The 22,558-nt window shown below is 56.2% G+C and carries 25 protein-coding genes and 3 pseudogenes; 23 read left to right on the top strand and 5 right to left on the bottom strand.

Annotated features, from left to right (window positions below; all coding sequences use genetic code 11):
* The first annotated feature begins 74 nt into the window (after nucleotides 1-74).
* From KFE19_02440 to KFE19_02410, 7 genes and pseudogenes are all read left to right on the top strand, one after another.
* A complete protein-coding gene (locus KFE19_02440) occupies nucleotides 75-983 on the top strand; it encodes a YafY family transcriptional regulator (GenBank protein QUO38399.1) in 909 nt (302 codons plus the stop codon).
* A 1-nt stretch (nucleotide 984) separates the two neighbouring features.
* Entirely contained in the window at nucleotides 985-1,305 is a 321-nt protein-coding gene (locus KFE19_02435; protein QUO38398.1) for a TfoX/Sxy family protein, read from the top strand.
* A 2-nt stretch (nucleotides 1,306-1,307) separates the two neighbouring features.
* Entirely contained in the window at nucleotides 1,308-1,940 is a 633-nt protein-coding gene (locus KFE19_02430; protein QUO38397.1) for a GyrI-like domain-containing protein, read from the top strand.
* Between the two features lie 17 nt (nucleotides 1,941-1,957).
* The gene (locus KFE19_02425) at nucleotides 1,958-2,386 is read left to right on the top strand and encodes a nuclear transport factor 2 family protein (protein QUO38396.1); all 429 of its coding nucleotides are present in this window, start codon (nucleotides 1,958-1,960) and stop codon (nucleotides 2,384-2,386) included.
* Between the two features lie 13 nt (nucleotides 2,387-2,399).
* A complete protein-coding gene (locus KFE19_02420) occupies nucleotides 2,400-2,957 on the top strand; it encodes a DUF3795 domain-containing protein (protein ID QUO38395.1) in 558 nt (185 codons plus the stop codon).
* Between the two features lie 4 nt (nucleotides 2,958-2,961).
* A complete protein-coding gene (locus KFE19_02415; protein QUO38394.1) occupies nucleotides 2,962-3,357 on the top strand; it encodes an SRPBCC family protein in 396 nt (131 codons plus the stop codon).
* 72 nt (nucleotides 3,358-3,429) lie between these two features.
* Nucleotides 3,430-3,546, top strand: a pseudogene (locus KFE19_02410) (helix-turn-helix transcriptional regulator).
* A gap of 607 nt (nucleotides 3,547-4,153) precedes the next feature.
* On the opposite strand, the gene ant(6) reads toward KFE19_02410, so the two are convergent.
* From ant(6) to KFE19_02395, 3 genes are all read right to left on the bottom strand, one after another.
* Nucleotides 4,154-5,020 carry an aminoglycoside 6-adenylyltransferase gene (gene ant(6) / locus KFE19_02405; GenBank protein QUO38393.1) on the bottom strand — a complete coding sequence of 289 codons (867 nt, stop codon included), beginning with the start codon at nucleotides 5,018-5,020 and terminating at the stop codon, nucleotides 4,154-4,156.
* A gap of 173 nt (nucleotides 5,021-5,193) precedes the next feature.
* Nucleotides 5,194-5,724: a hypothetical protein gene (locus tag KFE19_02400; GenBank protein QUO38392.1), complete on the bottom strand. Its 531-nt coding sequence runs from the start codon at nucleotides 5,722-5,724 to the stop codon at nucleotides 5,194-5,196.
* Between the two features lie 21 nt (nucleotides 5,725-5,745).
* Entirely contained in the window at nucleotides 5,746-6,546 is an 801-nt protein-coding gene (locus KFE19_02395; GenBank protein QUO38391.1) for a helix-turn-helix transcriptional regulator, read from the bottom strand.
* Nucleotides 6,547-7,015: 469 nt separating this feature from the next.
* On the opposite strand from KFE19_02395, the gene KFE19_02390 reads away from it, so the two are divergent.
* From KFE19_02390 to KFE19_02350, 9 genes and pseudogenes are all read left to right on the top strand, one after another.
* Entirely contained in the window at nucleotides 7,016-7,429 is a 414-nt protein-coding gene (locus KFE19_02390; GenBank protein QUO38390.1) for a cysteine-rich VLP domain-containing protein, read from the top strand.
* Between the two features lie 111 nt (nucleotides 7,430-7,540).
* Nucleotides 7,541-7,936: a replication initiator protein A gene (locus KFE19_02385; GenBank protein ID QUO38389.1), complete on the top strand. Its 396-nt coding sequence runs from the start codon at nucleotides 7,541-7,543 to the stop codon at nucleotides 7,934-7,936.
* 183 nt (nucleotides 7,937-8,119) lie between these two features.
* Nucleotides 8,120-9,064: a plasmid recombination protein gene (locus KFE19_02380; GenBank protein ID QUO38388.1), complete on the top strand. Its 945-nt coding sequence runs from the start codon at nucleotides 8,120-8,122 to the stop codon at nucleotides 9,062-9,064.
* A gap of 72 nt (nucleotides 9,065-9,136) precedes the next feature.
* Complete coding sequence (locus KFE19_02375) at nucleotides 9,137-9,331, top strand: hypothetical protein (protein QUO38387.1); 195 nt, start codon at nucleotides 9,137-9,139, stop codon at nucleotides 9,329-9,331.
* Nucleotides 9,332-9,476: 145 nt separating this feature from the next.
* Nucleotides 9,477-11,054 (top strand): recombinase family protein, encoded by a 1,578-nt coding sequence (locus tag KFE19_02370; protein ID QUO39498.1) that lies wholly within the window; start codon nucleotides 9,477-9,479, stop codon nucleotides 11,052-11,054.
* A 31-nt stretch (nucleotides 11,055-11,085) separates the two neighbouring features.
* Nucleotides 11,086-11,487 (top strand): annotated as a pseudogene (locus tag KFE19_02365) (transcriptional regulator).
* A 110-nt stretch (nucleotides 11,488-11,597) separates the two neighbouring features.
* Nucleotides 11,598-11,957 carry a dihydropteridine reductase gene (locus tag KFE19_02360; GenBank protein ID QUO38386.1) on the top strand — a complete coding sequence of 120 codons (360 nt, stop codon included), beginning with the start codon at nucleotides 11,598-11,600 and terminating at the stop codon, nucleotides 11,955-11,957.
* Between the two features lie 20 nt (nucleotides 11,958-11,977).
* Nucleotides 11,978-12,577: a TetR/AcrR family transcriptional regulator gene (locus KFE19_02355; protein QUO38385.1), complete on the top strand. Its 600-nt coding sequence runs from the start codon at nucleotides 11,978-11,980 to the stop codon at nucleotides 12,575-12,577.
* A complete protein-coding gene (locus KFE19_02350) occupies nucleotides 12,567-13,049 on the top strand; it encodes a hypothetical protein (protein QUO38384.1) in 483 nt (160 codons plus the stop codon). The genes KFE19_02355 and KFE19_02350 overlap by 11 nt, the downstream gene beginning before the upstream one ends.
* 244 nt (nucleotides 13,050-13,293) lie before the next feature.
* Here the strand turns inward: KFE19_02350 and KFE19_02345 are convergent, their stop codons facing one another.
* Nucleotides 13,294-13,860, bottom strand: a complete 567-nt coding sequence (locus tag KFE19_02345) for a 6-carboxytetrahydropterin synthase (GenBank protein ID QUO38383.1) — start codon at nucleotides 13,858-13,860, stop codon at nucleotides 13,294-13,296.
* Nucleotides 13,861-14,192: 332 nt separating this feature from the next.
* On the opposite strand from KFE19_02345, the pseudogene KFE19_02340 reads away from it, so the two are divergent.
* Both KFE19_02340 and KFE19_02335 read left to right on the top strand, forming a co-directional pair.
* Nucleotides 14,193-14,844 (top strand): annotated as a pseudogene (locus KFE19_02340) (Crp/Fnr family transcriptional regulator).
* A gap of 74 nt (nucleotides 14,845-14,918) precedes the next feature.
* On the top strand, nucleotides 14,919-15,332 hold the full coding sequence (locus KFE19_02335; GenBank protein ID QUO38382.1) for a DUF3788 domain-containing protein: 414 nt from the start codon (nucleotides 14,919-14,921) through the stop codon (nucleotides 15,330-15,332).
* Between the two features lie 120 nt (nucleotides 15,333-15,452).
* Here the strand turns inward: KFE19_02335 and KFE19_02330 are convergent, their stop codons facing one another.
* Nucleotides 15,453-16,211: a MerR family transcriptional regulator gene (locus KFE19_02330; protein ID QUO38381.1), complete on the bottom strand. Its 759-nt coding sequence runs from the start codon at nucleotides 16,209-16,211 to the stop codon at nucleotides 15,453-15,455.
* 290 nt (nucleotides 16,212-16,501) lie between these two features.
* On the opposite strand from KFE19_02330, the gene KFE19_02325 reads away from it, so the two are divergent.
* The 5 genes from KFE19_02325 to KFE19_02305 all read left to right on the top strand — a co-directional run bounded on the left by KFE19_02325 (nucleotide 16,502) and on the right by KFE19_02305 (nucleotide 22,297).
* Complete coding sequence (locus tag KFE19_02325) at nucleotides 16,502-17,185, top strand: response regulator transcription factor (GenBank protein ID QUO38380.1); 684 nt, start codon at nucleotides 16,502-16,504, stop codon at nucleotides 17,183-17,185.
* On the top strand, nucleotides 17,182-18,084 hold the full coding sequence (locus KFE19_02320) for a HAMP domain-containing histidine kinase (GenBank protein ID QUO38379.1): 903 nt from the start codon (nucleotides 17,182-17,184) through the stop codon (nucleotides 18,082-18,084). Before KFE19_02325 ends, KFE19_02320 begins: the two co-directional genes overlap by 4 nt.
* Before the next feature lie 75 nt (nucleotides 18,085-18,159).
* On the top strand, nucleotides 18,160-18,843 hold the full coding sequence (locus KFE19_02315; GenBank protein ID QUO39497.1) for a methyltransferase domain-containing protein: 684 nt from the start codon (nucleotides 18,160-18,162) through the stop codon (nucleotides 18,841-18,843).
* 120 nt (nucleotides 18,844-18,963) lie between these two features.
* Nucleotides 18,964-19,632 carry an ABC transporter ATP-binding protein gene (locus KFE19_02310; GenBank protein ID QUO38378.1) on the top strand — a complete coding sequence of 223 codons (669 nt, stop codon included), beginning with the start codon at nucleotides 18,964-18,966 and terminating at the stop codon, nucleotides 19,630-19,632.
* Between the two features lie 13 nt (nucleotides 19,633-19,645).
* Entirely contained in the window at nucleotides 19,646-22,297 is a 2,652-nt protein-coding gene (locus KFE19_02305) for an ABC transporter permease (GenBank protein ID QUO38377.1), read from the top strand.
* The last annotated feature ends 261 nt before the right edge of the window (nucleotides 22,298-22,558 follow it).

The following is a 22,558-nucleotide window of genomic DNA, read 5'->3' as shown; positions in this document are numbered from 1 at the left end:
GAAACAGAAACATGACAGACAGTTGTCGTGTTCCTGTGGTATAATGGACAAAAACAAGAAGGGCGGTGCATCCCATGAAGATGGAGCGGCTCATCGGAATTTTGTCCATCCTGCTCCAGCGGGAGAGGGTCACCGCCCCGGAGCTGGCGGAGCAGTTCGAGGTGTCCCGGCGCACCATCCAGCGGGACATTGAGTCCCTGTGCCGGGCAGGCATCCCCATCGCCACCGCCCAGGGTGCCAGGGGCGGCATCTCCATTATGGAGGGCTACCGGGTGGACCGGACAGTGCTCACCGCTCCGGAGATGCAGGCCATCCTGGCGGGCCTTCGGAGCCTGGACAGCGTCAGCGGCACCCGGCGCTACGCCCTTTTGATGGAAAAGCTGTCCGCCGGGACAGGCGGACTGGTGAGTGGCGGCACCCATATGCTCATCGACCTCTCCTCCTGGTACAAGACCAGCCTGCCGCCAAAAATCGAACGCATCCAGGGGGCCATCGAGCAGTACCGCACCATCCGCTTCGCCTACTTTTCCCCTAAGGGGGAGTTGGTGCGCACCGTGGAGCCCTACTACCTGGTGTTCCACTGGTCCACCTGGTATGTGTGGGGCTGGTGCCAAACCCGGGAGGCTTTCCGCCTGTTCAAACTGAACCGCATGACGGACCTCGCTGCCGGTGAACCCTTTGAACCAAGACACGCACCCCTGCCCGACCTGGAGCCGGAGCGGGTCTTTCCGGTCAAATATCAGGTCACCGTCCTCTTTGATCCCGCCTGCCGCTGGCGGCTGGTGGAGGAGTACGGGGCGGACCGCTTCACCGTGGAGCCGGACGGCCGGCTGCGCTTCATCGGCGGCTTTCCTGACGCCGACAGCGTGCTCAGCTGGGTGCTGACCTTCGGGGACAAAGCGGAGCTGCTGGAGCCGCAGGAGTTGCGGGAGCGTCTGGGGGAACTGACGAAAACGCTGGCTGACCGCTACGGGAGGGATTGACATGGCCTCTCATCAGGACTTTGTGGACTATGTGGCCGAGCAGCTGCGCCAGGCGGGCGCTATCCGCAGCCGGAAGATGTTCGGCGAATACGGCCTCTACTGCGATGGCGTGTTCTTTGCCGTCATCTGCGATGACCAGCTTTTCGTCAAGGTCACCCCGGCAGGCGAAGCAGCTTTTTCAAATCTGCCCAAGGCCCCGCCCTATGAGGGGGCCAATGACTACATCTGGGTGGAGGATGTGGACGACCGGGACACCATGACCGCCCTCACCCGCCTCACCTGTCTGGCCCTCCAGGCCCAGCCCAAAAAGAGGAGGAAATGACCATGGCCTTTGACTACAAGAAGGAGTACAAGGAATTCTATCTGCCGCCCAAGGCACCGGGCATCGTCACCGTGCCTGCCATGAACTTCCTGGCGGTGCGGGGGCAGGGAGATCCCAATGAGGAAAACGGCACCTATAAGCAGGCCCTGGAGCTGCTCTATGCGGTGGCCTTCACCATCAAAATGAGCAAGCAGGGACAGCACCGACTGGAGGGCTACTTCGACTACGTGGTGCCGCCGCTGGAGGGGCTTTGGTGGCAGGAGGGCGTCCACGGGGTGGACTATGCCCGCAAGGAGGATTTCCGGTGGATCTCCCTGATCCGCCTGCCGGAGTTTGTGACGGAAGAGGCCTTTGACTGGGCCGTCCGGGAGGCGACGGAAAAGAAACAGCGGGACTTCTCTAAGGTGGAGTTCTTCCCCTGGGAGGAGGGGCTGTGCGTCCAGTGCATGCACATCGGCCCCTACGACGATGAGCCCGCCACCGTGGCGGCCATGGAGGCCTTCGCCGCGGAACAGGGCTACGGGTTGGATTTCAGCCAGGGCCGGTTCCACCACGAGATCTACTTGAGCGACGCCCGGCGGACCAGGCCGGAAAAGCTGAAAACCGTCATCCGGCAGCCGGTGAAATGTGTGTAATGGAGTTGGAGGCAGCTATGGATATACAGGAACAAAGGGAAGCGCAGGTTCGCCGATGGTTTTCCATGTGGCTGGACAAGCAGGACACGGGCGTTGAGGAGCTCTTTGCCCCCGACGCCCTCTACATCGAGAGCTGGGGGCCGGAGTACCACGGCAGCGGGAAGATCAAGCTGTGGTTTGCCGAGTGGAACAGCCGGGGCACCGTGGAGCGGTGGGACATCCGGCAGTATTTCCACAAGGGGAGTGAGACCGTGGTGGAGTGGGCCTTCCGGTGCGCCATGACGGACGGCACCGTCCAGAGCTTTGACGGTCTCTCCCTCATCCGCTGGAACGAGGCGGGACAGATCTGCTTTTTGCAGGAATTCGGCTGCAACGAAAACCGCTATGATCCCTATGCCCAGGGGGACACCCCGGTGTTCCGGGAGGAACAGGCATTGTGGTTCTGAGGAGGGGAAGAGTATGAAAGGCTTTACCAGAGAAGAGACCCGCTTCTCCCTCTGCGGTCTCAACTGCCGCCTGTGCTCCATGCATCTGGGCGGCTACTGTCCCGGTTGCGGCGGCGGGGCGGGCAATCAGAGCTGCGTAATCGCCAGGTGCTCTCTGGAGCACGGAGGGGTCCCGTTTTGCTGGCGGTGTCCGGAGTACCCCTGTTCCCGTTACGACGGTTTTGACGACGGGGACTCCTTTGTGCCCCACCGGAACCGGCAGCAGGACATCGCCCTGGCCCGGGAGGTGGGGTTGAAATCCTATTTGACTCAGTTGGAGGAAAAGCGAGCCATTCTGGATGCACTTCTGGCGGGCTACAACGACGGCCGCCGCAAGACGCTGTTCAACACGGCGGTCTATCTGCTGCCCCTGGAGGATCTGCGCTCTGTGATGGCCACACTGGACAGTCGGCCGGAGCTTTCCGCCCAGCCCATCAAGGAACGGGCCCTGGCCGCCGTGGAACTGCTCCAGGAGGCGGCTGACCGCCTTTGTATCAGCCTGAAACTGAACAAGAAACCAAAGAAGGGGTGAGTCTATGCCGACCTCCAAGGTGACCGTTCACTTTCCCTGCCCGGTAGAGCGGGTGTGGCAGGTGGTGACCGACCTTTCTCATACTACCTGGCGCAGCGATTTGGCCCGGGTGGAAGTTCTGGGCAAAACCCACTTCGTGGAGCACACCAAGAGCGGCTATGCCACAAATTTTACCGTCACGGCCTGCGAGCCTTTCCGCCGCTGGGCCTTCACCATAGAGAACGGCAATATGTCCGGCTCCTGGGAGGGCATCTTTGAGGCGGCGGAGGGCGGCACCCGGCTCCACTGTACCGAAACCGTGGGCGCCAAGCACTGGTGGATGCGCCCCTTCGTCCACGGCTATCTAAGGCGGCAGCAGAAGTTATATCTGGACGATTTGCGGAAAGAACTGCTGAAATGAGCCGTGTTACTCTGCGTTGCTTGCGGCAACGGTCCATTCTCCCTACAATGGGGCCGAAAGGAGTGAGCCCCTATGCTAAATGAAAACATCAAAGCCATCCGGAAATCCAAGGGCCTTTCCCAGCAGGAACTGGCCGTCAAAGTGAATGTGGTGCGGCAGACCGTCTCCAAGTGGGAGCAGGGGGTTTCACTTAGATAAAGATACCACACCATTCCCACGCTGACTTTTGCTCAACCGATACAGCCGGAGGGCTGGATAACAAGAAAAGGCGGTATGCGCCCCGTGGAGGGGTAGCGTACCGCCTTTCCTTGTGGGGGTTTCCAAAGGGGGCAACGCCCCCATTTGGCACACGACTTTGCGAAGCAAAGTGTAGTGTGTTATACGCTCTGTCGGCGTTGCCGTGAAAATGCCGTTGCCGCCGGGGAGGGCAAGGGCATTTGAAGCGGCAGGAAAACAGGGCTGTGCTTGTGTGGCGTGGAGCCGTAAGCGCAGGTCTGGTTTCAACAGCAGACAGGGCGTATATGAAAGCCCCCGTTCATCGTCCTACGCTCCGACTTGTGGACAAAGTGTCCCGAAGTTGTGGCTACACTCCCGGAAAAGTAACAGGACAGCGGGTAACCGTCAAGGCTGAAATGAACGGGTTTACACCCGGCCTTGACCGCCGCCCGCCGTCCCACTGAATGGGTGGACAAGGCGGTCAATCCCTCAAAGTGCTTGTCCGCGCTCTTTCTGATTTTGAGGTATTCAGTTTTTCAAAATTGAATAATCAAAATAAATTTTTTCGATTGAAAAAATTTTATTTGTTATCATCTTCAATGCCATATTTTTTCTTTTGCCGAATCACATAATTACTGATTTTTTCATCATATAGTGGATACTGGTAATCCAACTGGCATGCCACTTCTGACGAAACCTCCCGGAACAATGCCATACATTGTTCAAAGGATTCCCACATATGGGGATAGGAATCCATATTATAAGTGGACATAAGTCGTTCCCACAATTCCTCTGGGGCATATTGCTTCATAAATTTATAGTTTTTTCCCAAACTGAAATGAAATCCCTGTTTGATACCAATCAGCCAGGAAATCATGCGAAGCAATTCTTTTCGTACTATATCATTCATATGGTCAATAGCAAAAAGAATTTCTTTGCGGCATAAGCCCTTTACTACATATGTTGTAGTATTCCAAAATTCATTACAGCAATCGTCAAACATTCTTTGAGTAGGCTTCTGCAAGTGGTAGTCTATATCCGTTGGTATTGGCGGCTTTACGATACGGTTGTCTTTATCCAACAGTAACTTTACCAGTTTATCCCATGTAAAATACTCGTCTATCAGTTCCAGCGGCAGCAAAGTTAAATCTATCTTAACATCATCAGTAAACAGCATTAAATATGAAAATCCCTTTTCTACAGCTGGAAATAATTCCATATCTTCCGGCTTTTGCAGAATCAACCTTTCACCAAATATATCTAGCCATTTATCATCACTTGTGAAGCTGTCCATATCCGTAACAAAAAAAGTAATATCAAAATCCTGAAAATCATCAGGCGGAATATTTGTATTTGTTCTAGATCCTTCCAAAGTAACCATGCGAATGCGTTTGTCTGTTTTTGCAAAATTCAAAACAATATCATAAACTTCCTTTTCTGATCTCATTTTTATCTCCTCCAATTATTGAAATAGGTGTGAAACCATTTTAGGGCTTTCCCGCCTTGATTACCCTTTAGCAAAGACGGGCGGGACTGTCAACGGCGGCGCATGAAATGCGCCGTTCATCTTGACCGTTGACTGGCTCGGCTGGCTTTGCTATTTTCTCGATGAAAAACAATTTATTCGTACTTATTTCCATCATTGTCATAGTAAACCACATGAATGGAATACTCTTTTTCTGGGTTTTTAATTGAGATAATATCCATATCATCTGTGCTGTATCTCAATGTATCTTGCACTTGTCCATTTATTGTATAAGTGATTTCGGCATACTCTGTTTTAGCACCATTAAACCAAATTAAATCATACCATTCTCCGTTTATTGCAACGCCACCAACAATAATCTCATCACTATTTCGGTTTGTTGATGTACTAAATTTGTAATCTCCATTTCCTGTTGGTTCAAAGATGGCAAGTGTAGATTTATTATCTGCACTATATGCTCCACTCACGATATAACCGCCAAGTTCCAGTTCTTTTGCAATAGTCCATTCATTCCCCTTTGAAATTGCGGTGTTCAGTATGCTTTCTCTGCTGGTAATGGTATCTCCTTTGGGAGTTAAACTAAAGAAATATAAAAAAGCGGCAGCAACGCAAATAACAGTCGCTGAAATTATCAGTAACCACTTTTTCATAACCGATACCTCCATATAATCTGATTTATTATTCTCTTACTTGCGTCCCCGCTGCGGCTTTGGATTTTTCAGCAAATCCGATTTCTGTGCAATCTTTTTCAACCACTTCTTTTCTTCCTCTGACAGTTTCCCATAGTTCAGCTTGAGCCGCTTACAGATAAATGCCATAGCCGCCTGCTCCGGGTCGCTGTCCTCTCTGGTGGTTTCCTCTGCGGTCTGCAAAAAATCTTCCAGTGGATTGTCCTCCGGGACACTGAAAAAATCGTCCTTGTGGGCTTCCCGCAGGTCGAAGGCTATCTTGTTTATGTCCTGCTGTATCACATAGCGGCAAAAGCTGTCATCGTCAATATGGGCGGCGATAAGCTGTCGCAGCTGTGGGTCAGTCAAGCCGGGATTGTGTTGTTTCATAATCGTTGCACTCACAGCGTCCACAATGGCGTTTGCGCTCTGCACCTGCTTTCCCGCTATGCCGTTCACATAGATTTCAAGGTCGGCCATGAGCCGGGGAAAATCCGGGTGTGTCGCCAGCTCACACAAAAGAGAATTGTCCACCAGCCCGCTTTTCAATAGTTCTATCATGTCATCACTCAAATGCAGGTCTGCAAGATCGGCGTTTGGGTGGTTTCTTGTTTGAGAACGGCCCAGCAGATAATCAACAGTCACTTCGTAAAACTTTGCCAACTCAATAAGGGCGTAATGGCTGATGTCCTTGAGATTATCCCCCTCATAACTCCCTAAAGCGGACTTGGAGAGGTGGGTTTTCTCCGCAAGCTGTTCCAGCGTCAGACCGCGTTCCACACGCAGGTCTTTCAATCGTTCTTGTATGGATAGTTCCATGCGCTCCCCCCTTGTCTGCAAATATCATTTTTATTATACCACAATTCCGAAAGCGTGGAAATAGCCTGTTTTTTAGGCCAATTTCCTACCTTTCGGATATACGGGACGGGCGGTCATTTAGGTGTAGACTTAGGGTAGTTCATCGATGAACGGCACCTTGAAAACAGAATGACCGTCCGAAAAGGAATACCCCGGCTGGGGAAGCACTGCAAGGAGCCAGCTTCTGGACACTTTGTCCAGAGGTCACTTCGGGACAAGTTGTCCCGAAGCTGCGGGGAGCGTGCCTCGTCGCCGCAAGCTGCGTATCATTCGCTTCCGCCAGATGGCGAAAGCTCACTCGCTCCGCTGCGGCTCCTCTCCCCACAAAGTCTGACGACTTTGTGGGGCCCCATGTTGGGAACACGCCGCAGGAATGGGGCAGGAAACCTTTTCGGAGGAACGGCAACGGAAAGCAAAATGGAGGGAACGCATGAGAGATAACCCCTATAAAGACTTGCCGCCACTGGAACGCAGGCCGAACGGTTCCCTTTACCGCATGACACCGGCGCAGAGGAAACAGGCGGCCAGCCTGATACGCCGGGAGTGCTGTTGCTTTGAGGACGGCAACTGCGTTGTTCTTGACGATGGGGACACCTGCACCTGCCCGCAGACGGTTTCTTTCTCGGTCTGCTGCAAGTGGTTCCGATGGGCGGTCTTGCCGCTGGACGGGGCGTTGGAAGCAGAAATTTTCCGGGATAAGGACTTGAAACGCTGTGCGGTCTGCGGCAGCGTGTTCGTCCCTAAATCCAACCGGGCTAAATACTGCCATGGCTGTGCCGCCAGAGTTCACAGGCGGCAGAAAACAGAAAGTGAACGGAAAAGGAGGTCTGCTGTGGACAGTTAGGAGCGGAAAAAGCCTTGATTTATCAGGCTTCGCAAGCCCCAAACCGGGGCAGGTGGTATCAAGTATCGCCCGCCCCGGAAAAAGGGCTTCTAACCGTCCACAAAACGCACTATGACAAATACCATTTATATCCATCAGCCGGAAAGGGCGTTCAGCTTCACCCGGCTCCCGAATTTCCTCTTTGAAGCCCCCACATTCAAGGCCCTGTCTAACGAGGCAAAGGTTCTGTATGCCTTTATCCTGCGCCGGACAGAGTTATCCCGCAAGAATGGGTGGGCGGATGACTGCGGACGGATTTTCCTGTATTACCCTATCTGTGAAGTGGTCACACTGCTCCATTGTGGGCGGCAGAAAGCGGTGAACACCCTGCGGGAACTGCAATACGCCGGACTGGTGGAAATCCAGAAGCAGGGCTGTGGAAAACCCAACCGCATTTTCCCAAAATCCTATGAAGCGGTTCCAAACACCGACTTCAAGAAATCCCGTTCTGGTACGCCGGAGGACTGAAAACCGCACCCTTGAAGTACGGAAATCAATCTTGAGAAGTACGAAAACCAGACGGTATATAGAAATACAAAGATTAAAATGATTGATTTATATCCATTCCATTCCTATCGTATCAGAGATAATTCCGGCGGGATTTTCCCTGTGGAAAACCCCGGATAGGAAAGGAATGGGGAAAGGAGCAGAATGGCACAACACGCAATTTTGCGGTTTGAGAAGCACAAGGGCAACCCGGCAAGGCCGCTGGAAGCCCATCACGAAAGACAGAAAGAACAATACGCCAGTAACCCCGACATTGACACAAGCCGGAGCAAATACAATTTCCATATCGTCAAGCCGGAGGGACGCTATTACCACTTCATTCAGAGCCGTATCGAGCAGGCCGGATGCCGGACAAGGAAAGACAGCACACGGTTTGTCGATACGCTGATAACCGCCAGCCCGGAGTTTTTCAAGAGGAAACCCCCAAAGGAGATACAGGCGTTCTTCCAAAGGGCGGCGGACTTCCTCATTGGACGGGTAGGACAGGAAAATATCGTGTCGGCGGTGGTACACATGGACGAAAAAACGCCCCACCTGCATTTGACCTTTGTTCCGCTGACAAAGGACAACCGCCTGTGTGCAAAGGAGATTATCGGCAACCGGGCAAACCTGACGAAGTGGCAGGATGATTTTCACGCCTATATGGTGGAGAAATATCCTGACTTGGAGCGTGGGGAAAGTGCCAGCAAGACAGGCCGGAAGCATATCCCCACCCGGCTTTTCAAACAGGCGGTTTCCCTCTCCAAACAGGCCAGAGCCATTGAAGCCGCCCTTGACGGCATTAACCCGCTGAACGCCGGAAAGAAAAAAGAGGAAGCCCTCTCCCTGCTGAAAAAGTGGTTTCCGCAGATGGAGAACTTCTCCGGGCAGCTCAAAAAATACAAGGTCACGATAAACGACCTTTTGGCAGAAAATGAAAAACTGGAAGCCAGAGCCAAAGCCAGCGAAAAAGGCAAGATGAAAGATACGATGGAACGGGCAAAGCTGGAAAGCGAACTGGACAATTTACAGCGGCTGGTTAACCGTATCCCGCCGGATATACTGGCGGAACTGAAACGGCAGCAGCGGCACACGGTAAAGGAAAGGTGATAGATATAAGCAGAAAATTTCGCCGCCCTTGTGCGGCATTGTACCTTGAAAACTGAATATGGAGGACACTGGATGGCAAAAAGCGAAAGCGATACTTTTACACCCCGGACAGGGCAGGTCATACAAGCAGAGAACGGCACGCAGTATTTTGTATGTGGGAACAACCGTATAAAAATCTCCGAACACTTCGCCGCAGGCGGGAAGCCCCTCGGTGATCTGATTGTAGATGTGGTGCGGCACACCGCAGAAAAAGCCGCTTCAACCTGATAGCCCATCATTGATAGCACACCCACGCTTATGATATAATTGCCATAGAGCAAAAGTATTGTAAGCGTGGGTTGTTTCTTTAGAAGGAGGATTTTTAACGGTGAAACAACCTTACAATACTATGATTTACAACACGGCGCTTTATATGAGATTGAGCCGGGACGATGAAAACTATGGTGACAGCGTAAGCATTGAAACACAGCGGACAATCCTGCAACAGTACGCAAAGGAACAGGGGCTTCATGTAGTCGGTGAGTATGTGGACGATGGCTGGTCGGGGACGAACTTTGAACGCCCGGATTTTCAGCGCATGATGGACGATATGGAAGCCGGAAAAGTAAACTGCATTGTCACGAAAGACCTTTCCCGTTTCGGGCGGGAACATGTGATGATGGACTACTATCTGGAATTTCTCTTTCCGGAAAAACGGGTGCGCTACATCGCCGTTGCGGAGAATGAGGACACAGAGAAAGGGCTTTCTGATTTTGTCCCGTTCAAAAACCTGTTCAATGAATGGTTTGCGAAAGATACGAGCCGCAAGGTAAAGGCCGCTTTCAAAGCGAAGTTTGCCACAGGACAGCGTATCGGTGCCTATGCTCCCATCGGGTACAGGAAACACCCGGAAATCAAAAACAAGCTGATAATCGACGAGGAAACCCGCTGGATAGTGGAGAAGATTTTTGACCTTGCCATTCATGGCAGAGGGGCAGCCAGTATCACAAGCATACTGATTGCGGAAAAGGTTCCCACGCCGGGATTTATCAACTTTCAGCGTGACGGGACTTTCGCAAATATCTATGCGGGTGCGCCGGAGGAAAAAAGCTACGCATGGACGATAGCGCAGGTCAAGAGCATTATGAAAGATGAAACCTATATCGGCCATACCATCCACTACCGGGAAACAAACATTTCCTTTAAGAACAAGCGGAGGATACGCAAGCCCCAAAGTGAATGGGTGCGGGTGGAGAACACGCAGGAGCCGATTATCAGCGAACAGGTTTTCCGGCAGGTACAGGAGCAGATAGCAAACCGCCGCAGAAAATGCAAGGACGGTACAACACAGATTTTTTCCGGATTGGTAAAATGTGCGGATTGCGGCTGGTCGCTGTCCTATGGGGAGAACAGGCAGAACAGCAAGCCTTACGGCCATTATCATTGTAGCAAGTACGGACAGGGCACACGCCAATGCTCCATGCACTATATCCGCTATGATGTGCTTTACGCCTATGTCCTCTCCCGTCTGCAATACTGGTCGGGGCTGGTACAGCATGATGAAGAACGGCTTTTGAAGCGGCTGTTAAATGCCACTGATAAGGGACAGGCCGCCGCAAGAAAGAAGCAGGCCGCCGAACTGAAAAAGGCAGAGAAGCGGAAAGCCGAAGTCGATACCCTGTTTGCCCGGATGTATGAGGACTGGGCGGCGGGGCGTATCACGGAATACAACTTCTCTATGTTGTCCGGGAAGTACCAAAGCGAACAGGCTGAACTGGACACAAAGATTGAACAGCTTCAATCCGCTATCGCCACTGAAAGCCAGAACGCCGCAGACGCAGAAAAATGGATTGCCTTGATGAAAGAGTGCGTCAATCCAACAGAACTGACCGCCGAACTTTTGAATACGCTGATTGAAAAAATCGTTGTCCATGAAGCGGTCAAAGGTGAGGACGGAAGCCGGGAACAGGAGGTAGAAATCTTCTACCGCTTTATCGGCAAAATTGATTGAATGATACCAATATCTTTAACTATGTGATACCGGCCTGTCGGTCCCGGACTCCGACCTGCTCATCGCCCTGTCGGAGGCCCTGGAAACGCCCGTCAGTACGCTGCTGGGCGAGACGGTGGCGGAGTCAGAGGCGGACGAGGTCAAAGCCCTCTCGGAAAAGCTGGAGATCATCGATTTGCAGTTTGCCCGGAGAAAGACCATGCGGCGCTCGGCCCTCCACTGGCTGCTCATCGCGGTGTGCGTAGGCATTCTGGCTGTCGCCGCGCTCCTGGCCGCGGTGAACAGCCCTTATCTGGGCTGGGATTACAGCGCCCCGGAGACCGCCGTCATGGGCGTGGCCATCCATGCCTTTGAATGGGCCTTTGTCCGTCTGGCACCCCTCGCCCTGATTGCGGCATTGGTCGGCGTTTTCCTGACGCGGCAAAAGGCATAACACGCTGAAATCAGCACGAATCGCAAACCGTGTCGTTCTCTTTTGACCCTGCTTCCGCTATGATCGTATCAGCAGCTGCAAAGAATCGATCATAAGAGGAGAACAGTACCATGAACACGGATAAAATTTACGCGGAAGCCATCGCCAACGAATACGCCCCCAAGGACACCTCCAAGGTTGTCGCCCTGCGAAAGCTGGACTGGAAGGCCAGGAGCAAAGCCACCATTTTTGCTTACAGCTTCGGCATTGGGATGACCCTGGTTTTGGGCCTTGGGATGTGCCTTTCCATGCAGGTGTTCGGAGACGGCGGCATCCTGATGGCCGGTGGAGGCATCCTCCTGGGAATTTTGGGCATTGTGGGCGTGGGCCTCAACTACCCCATCTATAAAAAGTTTCTCCGGACCGGCAAAGAAAAGTATGCCTTTGAGATCATGCAGTTGGCCCGGGAGATCAGCGAGTCGGCGGAATAAGTATAAAAGGAGGGCGGCAGATGAACAAATCGGAGAGCAAATACTTCAATACCGCCCTGCGGATGGATGAGGCGCTCATTGCCCTGCTGGAGGAGAAGGACCTGGAGTACATCACGGTGAAGGAGATCTGTCGCCTGGCCGGGGTGAACCGCTCCACCTTCTACCTCCACTATGATACCATCTCCGACCTGGTGAACGAAACCCTGGAGATGATCGACCAGCGGTTTCTCTCCTATTTCCCTCGGCAGGAAGAGGAGGTCCTGGGGGACATAGACAGCCGGAAGCGGGAGGAACTGATCCTGGTCACCCGGGAACATCTTGTCCCCTATCTCTGCTTCATCCGGGACAACAAGAAGATTTACCGGGCTGCGTTCCGCAATCCCAGCAACATGGGGGCGCATGTCCGGTACGGAGAATTGAAGCAGCGGGTCCTCGGCCCCCTCATGGAGCGGTTCGGGATTCCGGCCGCCTACCAGCCCTATTACATGGCCTACTATGTGGAGGGTATCATAGCCATCGTCAAGGAATGGCTGCGGCAGGACTGCGCCGACGAGGTGGAGACGATCGCTGGCATCATCGAGTCCTGCGTGCGGCCCAGGGATGGAAGCTATGAGAAATAGCCAGAGGGCCGCGGGCTTTCTGAGGACATGGCGGAAAGACTACATCTGCCAGATGATGGTGAGCGCCAGCGAGTCCTTTGGTTGCACGGCGCGCTTTGCCCTGTACAACGGCTACCTGGGGCTTTGCTGCGAGTCGGCCTGGCATGGGAGCATCGGTATCCTTTGCTTCCTGCTCGCGGCCATCCGGGGCATGGCCCTTCTGACAGAGAGGAGAAATAGAGCCCGTCCTGAGGCGGAGCAAAACCGCTGCCGCCGCACCTTTCTCATCAGTTCCATTCTGCTGCTGTCGCTGGACTTGGCGCTGATCTGGCCCATTTCGGTGATGGCGGCGTTGGACAAGTCGGTCTCCATGGGAATGATTCCGGCCATCACCATACGAATGCTGTACAGGGACCTGCGGCAGACAGGCAGCAAAAATAGATCCTCCCACATTGTGCTCCTCGGATCGGAACACAGTATGGGAGGATCTTGATTTCTCACCAGGCACAGGCCGGGGGCTGACGCAATGCTTGTTTCGCCCAGCAGTTGATGGCGGCCCGCCGGGGCGGCGGAGCAGCCGCTCAGCAGCAGCGCCGAAGCGGTCAGAAGAGAGAACCATCTTCTGCCCATGCTTCCGTGACCTCCTGAAAAAGCGCCGGACCCGGGAGTGCTCCGGGTCCGGCGCATCGCAAAGACTTGGCTGTGACTGTTTTCGGGATGACGGCAGACCCGAGGAATCATCCCTGCCGATAGCCGCACTTGGGGCACACGCCGTTCTCGTTCAGCGCGATGCCGCACAGGGGGCAGCGGTCGATCCGGTTGTGGGTGTCGAACTCCGCCGAGGCCGCGTTGACGCCGCTGGTGAAGGTGATCTTGGCGATGTTCAGCTTGTCCTTCAGCAGATCGTAGACGATCTTGATCATGCCCTCCACCGTCAGCGTCTCCTTGGTCACCACCAGACGGCACTCGGGATAAGCGGTGGCCAGCTCAGTCTGGAAGGCGGGGCCCTTCATCTGGTTCTGGGGGGTGCCGTTCCGGATGCCCTGCTCCTCATAGACCTTCAAAACGGCAGGCAGCAGGGGGTCGTCCTGACGCAGGATCAGGGCGTGGTCGAAATTCTTCAGGACTTCCCAGGCGGTTTTCTGGATCTCGTTGCAGGGGAACACCATGTTGACGCCGGGCTCGATGGTGTCCTCCACCTCAATGGTCAATACGCCGGTGTGGCCGTGGAGATACTGGGCCTCGCCTTTGAAGCCGTAAAAGCGGTGGGCGTACTGTAAATCCAACTTGGTGATGCTTCTCATTTAAAAGACCTCCTTACGATTAGATTGACCAGGCCAAAGATCTGCCTGGGCTGGAAGCCGCCGTTTATTTCGGCCGGCAGCATCGTCATGGATACCAAACTCTGCGCGTTTGCCCGCTAAAAGAGGGACCGCACGCTGTTTCAAAGTCCATGATTTGTATTTACTATACTGAAAAGGACAATCTTTGTCTGTGATGAAATCACCTTGGAGATGACTGTATAAAAGTAGCTTGCCGGATGGTCCGGTAAGGCGCTTGTGCAATCTCCTCTCCGCGCGGTTGACAGGGGTTGTTCCCGTCCCTTATACTGGGGACACTGTGAGGAGGACGCAGCATGAGTTTTCAGACCTACTTCCCCATCTGGGACCAACTTCAACCCCACCAGCAGAGGCGTCTCCTGGCCTCCCTGACCAATCAGGCCGTGGAGCGGGGTACGCTCCTGCGGGGCGGCAGTACGGATTGCACTGGGGTTTTGCTGATCCGGACCGGACAGCTGCGGGCCTTTGTCTACTCGGAAGAGGGGCGGGAGATCACCATTTATCGCCTGTTTGAGGGGGATTTGTGCCTGTTCTGCGCTCCCTGCCTCATCCGCTCTATCCAGTTTGATGTGACCATTCAGGCGGAAAAGGACACCGAGTTCTGGAGCATCCCGTCGGGAGTCTACCAGCAGCTCATGTCTGAGTCCACAGCGGTGTCCAATTACACCAACGAGCTGGTGGCCAGTCGGTTTTCTGAGGTCATGAGCCGGATGGAGCAGTTTATGTGGAAGAGTATGGACAAACGGGTGGCCGCCTTTTTGCTGCAGGAGGCCGCCATTGAGGGGGGCCTGCGAGCTGCGGATCACCCACGAGACCATCGCCAACCACCTGGGCTCCCATCGAGAGGTGATCACCCGCACCCTGCGGGAGTTCCAGAGCGTGGGCTTGGTGAAACTGTCCCGGGGCATGGCAGCCATCCTGGACAAGGAAAAGCTGGAGACTCTGTGAACATAACCGCCGCAGGCATCTAAGGAAACCATCCTGAGGCGTTTCCTGGCAACCGCAGGGAGGAGGTGAGTACCGTGCTTGATATGGTTCCGAATGCGGAGCAGATGATAACTTTGGTGGGAGAACCTTTATATGAGATTTGGATCCGGTTATGTGCTCTGATTGACGCATCATATAGCATGGAGCGTCTGTGGAGCAGCGGCGGAAAAGCCTGGGTCTACGAGTACAAATACCGGCGGGGCGGCAAGACTTTGTGCGCGCTGTACGCGAGAGAAAACTGCATCGGATTCATGATCATCCTGGGAAAAGACGAGCGTTTGAAATTTGAAACAGACAAAGAGCAGTACTCCAAAGAAGTACAGCGGATTTACGACGAGGCAAAGACTTATCATGATGGGAAGTGGCTGATGTTCCAGCCGACGGACACCTCATTGTTTGAAGAGTTTATGAGCCTGCTGTCCATCAAAAGAAAACCGAACAGAAAATAAAAAGGGCTGCTTGGGAGGCCGGGGAGACGGGACTGAGGGCTTTTCCACTCAAGTGGAACTGCATAATCGGCTGAAATTAGAACAAACAGGCCCCGGCTTTTGCCGGGGCCTGTTTGTTCTCTATTTTGCCCAGTGAACCACAGCATCCCGCAGGAAACGGGCGCAGCCGGGAAGGCGCTTATCGTAGTAGGCGGTAAACCGCTCGTCCATCACATAGAGCTCCGCAATCCCCCGGTGCCTAGCCGGGTCGTATCGGTTTCCGGTGAGTGTGAGCCACCGGCGGTGGAGGGCACAGATTTCCTTGCCCTCCTGGCTCTCCGGAGAGAGGCCGGCTTGGACGGCGGCCTCCAGCCGCTCCTGGATCTCCCGGCCCAGGTCCGTCCACTCCTGATATTGTTCCCGGGTCAGGTTCATCACTGCGGCGTTGGCCTCGTCCACCTCTTGATCGCCGTACTTGGCGCGGATCTCCGCTCCATAAACTTCCTCGTTATGGGCTACTGCCCGCTGCTTGAACGCCTCAAATTTCTGCTCGTCGCTCATGATCTCGTTCCTTTCTTCCGCTCCGATGGTGTCTCTCACCGACCGGATGAGCTGTTCCAGCCGCTCCCGCTCCGCCTCCAGCGCGGCCAGGTGACTGCGCAGAGCGGCCAGACGGTCAAAGGAGGGATCGTCCAGACATTTCTTGATCCGCGCCAGCTCCACCCCGAGGGTCCGGCAATAGAGAATATCCTGCAGCCGGTCCACCTCCGCCTTGCCATAGTAGCGGTAGCCGCTCTCCACCACCCGGCTGGGCTTCAGCAGGCCAATCTGGTCGTACCAGCGCAGGGTGCGGGTGGTCACCCCGGACAGGCGCGACAGCTCCTGAATGGAATACTCCATATGCATCCCTCCTTGGGAACAGGGTAGCAGTTGACGCGGCGTCAGAGTCAAGGGGGAATTTCGCGCTTGAAGGAGCCTCTGCCGCACCGGCTTTTCCGGGGTTCATCCCGAATGAGGACCGGCCCGGAAGGCGCGCTTTTTCTCGCTGCCGGCCGCGGCAGGAAGATTTTATCACGGCTCCTCGTGTCCGGCAACCGATTCCCATATGCCAAAGCCGAAACGTGTGCTATAATAAACAATCAAAACTCCCTTGCGCTGCAAGCGGAAACAACAAACGATGGGGAGCGAGTATGAAACGGATTTTTCTTTTGGAAGACGATAAGACCCTGGGGCGGGGGATCGCCATGGCCCTGACGCGGGCGGAGGCGTCTGTCGTCTGCCGGCCCAGCCTGGAAAAGGCCCGGGAGGCGCTGGAGCAAGAGCGGTTCGACCTACTGATCCTGGACGTCAATCTTCCCGACGGCAGCGGGCTGGACCTTCTGCGCCAGGTGCGGGCGGAGGGCAATGCCGTGCCGGTGATCCTGCTCACCGCCAATGATCTGGAGCTGGATGAGGTGACCGGTCTGGAGGCCGGGGCGGACGACTATATCACCAAGCCCTTCTCTCTGGCCGTACTCCGGGCCCGGGTGAACGCACAGCTCCGGCGGGGTGCGCCCAAGGCATCCTCTGCGCTGTCCGCAGGCCCCTTTGCCTTCGACTTTGACCGGATGGACTTTCGCCGGGACGGCAGATCCGTGGAGCTGTCAAAGACTGAGCAGAGGCTGCTGCGGGTGCTGGTGGAGAATCGGGGCCATGCCGTGCCCCGGGCCGTGCTGGTAGACCGGGTATGGACGGACGGCGCGGAATTCGTGGAGGAAAACGCCCTGTCCGTCACAGTCAAGCGGCTGCGGAGCAAACTGGAGACCGATCCCGCCAATCCGGAGTATCTGAAAACGGTGTACGGCATCGGCTACACCTGGGCGGTGAGGCCATGACAGGGTATATCATCGCGAGCGCAGTGGTGCTGCTGGCCCTGGCCGTGGTCGGCTATGACCGCTGGCGGACTGTCCGCACCATCCGGCGTCTGGACGACATGCTCACTGCGGCCTTGGACGGCAGCTTTTCCGAAAAGACCTTTGACGAGAGCCGCCTCTCCGCGCTGGAGAGCCGATTGGCCCGGTACCTGACGGCCAGCGCCCTGTCCGAGCGAAATGTGCGGGAGCAAAAGGACCAAATCAGCGCCCTCATTTCCGACATCTCCCACCAGACCAAGACTCCGGTGTCCAATCTCCAGCTTTACGCCCAGCTGCTCTCAGAGCAGCCCCTCACCCCCCAGGGAAAGGACTGCGCCGCTGCCATCTCCGCCCAGGCGGACAAGCTCCAGTCCCTCATTGAGGCATTGGTCAAGACCTCTCGTCTGGAGACCGGAATTCTGGCCCTCCACCCTCAGCCCGGGGAGCTTTCTGCAGTGGTGGAGCGCTCTGCCGCCCAGTATGCGCCCAAAGCCACAGAAAAAGGCATCACTCTGACTGTCCGGCAGACAGAAGGCTTTGCCGTCTTTGATGCCAAGTGGACGGAGGAGGCGGTGTGCAATCTGCTGGACAACGCCGTCAAGTACACCCCGTCCGGCGGGGCCGTGACGGTGGAGGTCAAAAACTATGAGCTGTTCTCCGCCGTCCGGGTGAGCGATACCGGCCCGGGCATTTCCGAGGCGGAGCAGGCCAAAATTTTCGGACGGTTTTACCGCGCCCAGGGAGCCTGGCAAACCGAGGGCGTAGGCATCGGTCTCTACCTCACCCGGCAGATTGCGGAAAAACAGGGGGGCTACGTGAAGGTGGAGAGCATGCCCGGGGTGGGAAGCGCATTTTCGCTCTATATTCCCCGGGAGGCATAGGATCACAGCGCGCAGGAGGATTATACCGTGAGAAATGAATATGAAAACGAGGCGTTTTTCCAGCAATATGCCCAGATGCCCCGCAGCCGGGAGGGACTTTCCGCAGCAGGGGAGTGGCATCAGCTCAAGCCCCTTTTCCCCCCGCTGGAGGGAAAGTCTGTGCTGGATCTGGGCTGTGGCTACGGGTGGCACTGCCGGTTTGCTGTGGAGCAGGGGGCCCGGCAGGTGCTGGGTATCGATCTGAGCCGGAAAATGATCGAGGAGGCCAAGCGGCGCAACCGTGGGGAAGGCATCCGCTATCGGGTGTGCGGGATCGAGGAATATGAGTATCCGGAAAATGCATGGGATTGCGTGGTCTCCAATCTGGCGCTGCACTATATCGAGGACCTGAGCGCCATTTTTGAAAATGTCCATCGGACGCTGAAGAAAAACGGAATCTTTCTCATCAACATCGAGCATCCTGTCTTTACCGCCGGCGTGGGACAGGATTGGGCCTATGGGAAAGATGGCACGCCGCTGTATTGGCCCATCGATCAGTATTTCACGCCCGGGGAGCGGATCACTCACTTTCTGGGCTGCGAGGTCCGCAAGCAGCACCATACGCTCACCCAGATCCTGATGGGGCTGCTGCGCAGCGGCTTTGTCCTGGAAGCGGTGGAAGAGGCAGAGCCTTCTGCGGATATGCTGGACATTCCCAGCATGCGGGACGAGCTGCGCCGTCCCATGATGCTGCTGGTGCGGGCAAAAGCGGTGCATTGACGGAGCCGGACCGGATTTCTTTCAAAACTGTCACATTCTTGAAAGGACCAGGACAGATTCTCATGTTAAAGTCTGTATTGTCAAAAGACGGTACAGACTTTTTCTTTGGAGGAACATCGTATGACGATTCTTGAGACCCGTGATCTGAAAAAATATTACGGCGCCGGGGATACCCAGGTAAAGGCCCTGGACGGCGTGGATCTGAGCGTGGAGCAGGGGGAGTTTGTGGCCATTGTGGGCACCTCCGGCTCCGGCAAGTCCACGCTGCTCCATATGCTGGGCGGGCTGGACCGGCCCACCTCCGGCACCGTCACCGTGGACGGCAAGGATATCTTCGCCCTGAAGGACGAGGCCCTGACCATTTTCCGCCGCCGCAAAGTCGGCTTTGTGTTCCAGTCCTACAACCTGGTGCCGGTGCTCAGCGTGTGGGAGAACATCGTTCTGCCCATTCAGCTGGACGGGGCCAGAGTGGACGAGGCCTATGTGCAGGAGGTCATTGCCGCTCTGGGCTTGGAGAAGAAGCTCCGGAGCCTGCCGGGCCAGCTCTCCGGCGGTCAGCAGCAGCGGGTTGCCATCGCACGGGCCCTGGCAACGAAGCCCGCCATCCTCCTGGCCGACGAGCCTACCGGCAACCTGGACAGCCGGACCAGCCAGGATGTGCTCAGCCTGATGAAGGTGACCGGGCAGAAGTTCGCCCAGACCATGGTGATGATCACCCATAACGAGGAGATTGCCCAGATGGCCGACCGCATCGTCCGCATCGAGGACGGGCGGATCGTGGCGCGGTAAGGGGGCGAAGGACATGAACGTCTCCAACCGGGGCTGCATCCGCCGCCTGAGCCTGCGCACCCTTCTCGCCAGCCGCACCCGGAACATCGTGGCGGTGCTGGCCATCGCCCTGACGGCGGTGCTCTTCACCTCTCTTTTTACCATCGCCCTCTCCATCAATGAGGGCATCCAGCAGAACAACTTCCGTCAGGCCGGAGGGTGGGCCCACGGTACGTTCAAATATCTGACGGAGGAGCAGTTTGAGGAGTTGAAGGACGATCCTCTCATCGACCAGTGGGGCCTGCGCCGTTTTTTAGGTATGCCCACAGAGGTTCCCTTCAACAAATCTCATGTGGAGATCGGCTACTCCGATGCGAATGAGGCCCACTGGAGCTACTGCGATCCGGTGGAAGGCCGTCTGCCCCAGGAGGGCACCGACGAGGCGGCCACCGACACCCATGTGCTGGCGCTGCTGGGAGTGGAGCCGGTACTCGGCGCAGAATTCACCGTTACCTTTGATGTGGATGGCCATACCACCACCCAGACCTTTACCTTGAGCGGGTGGTGGGAGTACGACGAGGCCATCGTGGCCAACCACATCCTGATCCCTGAGAGCCGGGTGGATGCGGTGCTGGCCGAGGTGGGCGTCACCCCGCCAGGCAGCGACGGCATGACCGGCAGCTGGAATTTGGACGTGATGCTGAAAAACGGCGCCCGCTCCATTGCCAAGGACCTCGATCAGATTTTGGAAAACCACGGCTATCAGAGCGAGATCGCCGGGGAGTACATTGCTCTGGGTGTCAACTGGGGCTACACCGGGGCACAGCTCTCGGACAAGCTGGACCCCGCCGTGGCGGCTATCATCGTGGGAGTGCTGCTCCTCATCCTGCTCACCGGGTATCTCATCATCTACAATGTGTTCCAGATCTCCGTGGCGGGGGACATCCGCTTCTACGGCCTGCTGAAAACCATTGGCACCACGCCCCGGCAGCTCCGGCGGATCATCCGCAACCAGGCCCTGCTCCTCTCCCTCGTCGGCATCCCTGTCGGTCTGCTGTTGGGCTGGCTGCTGGGGGGTGTGCTTACGCCGGTCATTACCGCACAGCTCAACGCCGTGACCACGGTGGTCTCTGTCAGCCCGCTTCTCTTTGCGGGTGCGGCCGTCTTTGCCCTGGTGACGGTGCTCATTTCCTGCCGCCGTCCCGGCCGCCTGGCGGGCAAGGTGTCCCCGGTGGAGGCGGTGCGCTACACCGAGGGCAAGGCACTAAACCGGAAAGAGAAGCGCCGTGGCAAGGGCGTGTCCCTGCTGTCTTTGGCTGCGGCCAATCTGGGCCGCAGCCGGGGAAAGACTTTTCTCACGGTGCTGTCCCTGACCCTGGCCGTGGTGCTGCTGACTGCAACGGTGACCTTTGCGGGCGGCTTTGATATGGACAAATATGTGGCTAACTTCACCGCCAGCGACTTTATCCTGGCCGACGCGGGCCAGTTCCAGACCGGCGGAGATTCGTTTAACGACGAGATGGGAGTACCGGAGGAGGTGATCGACGCCGTAAGTGCCCAGAGCGGCATTACGGAGAGCGCCCGCATTTATGGCAAAACCGGCCCGGCGCTGGAGTTTGTCACTGAGAAATACTACCGCTCCGTGCAGAGCCGCTGGAATACCCCGGAGCAGCTGGACAGCATGGTGGCCTTCATGGACCGCAATGAGGACGGCCTGCTGGCCGATCGGGTACAGCTCTACGGCATGGAGTCCTTCGCGCTCAGTCATCTGACGGTGCTGGAAGGGGATCTTTCAAAACTGGGCGATCCTGACGGGAATTATGTCGCCGCTGTATACAGCGACGATGACTATGGAAATCCGGATATGGACAGCCATTGGGCCCGGCTGGGCGATACGGTGACCATCCGATATGTGGAGGAGAGCGAATACTACAATCCCATCACCGGGGAAGTGTTCGGCTCCTTTGAGAATGTGCCGGAAGGCGTCCCTTACACGGACCGGGCAGTCAAGTACCGGGACGTGGACTACACCGTGGCGGCCCTGGTGATGGTGCCCTACGCCTTCTCCTACCGCTACTATGGCGCCGACGAGTTCGTCATGGGAGCGGAGACCTTCCTCCGGGACACCGGGACCGATTCCGTCATGTACTACGCCTTCGACACTACGGAGGAGGCCAACGCCGCTATGGAGGCATTCCTCAAGGACTACACGGGGAATGTGGTCCCCCAGTTTGACTACGAGAGCAAGACCATCTATGCCGGGGAGTTTGAGAGCACCCGACAGATGTTCCTGCTGCTGGGCGGCGCTCTGAGCTTCATCGTGGGTCTGGTGGGGGTGCTGAACTTCTTCAACGCCATCCTCACCGGCATCACCGCCCGCCGCCGGGAGCTGGCGGTGCTCCAGTCCATCGGCATGACGGGGCGGCAGCTGCGGACCATGCTGGCCCTGGAGGGACTGTTCTATACCCTGGGCGCCGCCCTCCTGGCTCTGGCGCTGATCGTGGTCACGGCCCCCTTTGTGGGCCCCGGCCTCAACAGACTGATCTGGTTTTTCACATACCGCTTTACCGTCTGGCCCATCGCTGTGGTGCTGCCCCTGTTCGGGGCGCTGGGTATTCTCATCCCGCTGCTCAGCTGCCGTGCGGCCCAGCGCCATTCCGTGGTGGAGCGCCTGCGGCAGGAATAAAGCGCAGAGCCAAAGACAACAGCCATTCGCAGGCGGAAGATGCCTGCGGATGGCTTGTTCCCGCCTCACCGCCCTCACCGGGGCGAGACAGCGGTCCGTCCGGCGGAAGGGGCTGAGCGTCCGGAAAGGCAGTGCAGTAAGGCGGATATTCCAGAGAATAGAAAGCCCGCCTGCCGGGCCTGCGAGTTCCGGCAGGCCGAGCGGCTTGCAGAGGAACAGCGGGGGCTTTTCTGCCGGGCGATTGATTCAAACGGCGAGAAG

The organism is Dysosmobacter sp. Marseille-Q4140 (assembly GCA_018228705.1).
In the GTDB taxonomy this organism is placed as follows: domain Bacteria; phylum Bacillota; class Clostridia; order Oscillospirales; family Oscillospiraceae; genus Oscillibacter.
Note: the sequence above shows the minus strand (reverse complement) of the source record. Positions and strands in the feature narration are given on the sequence as shown.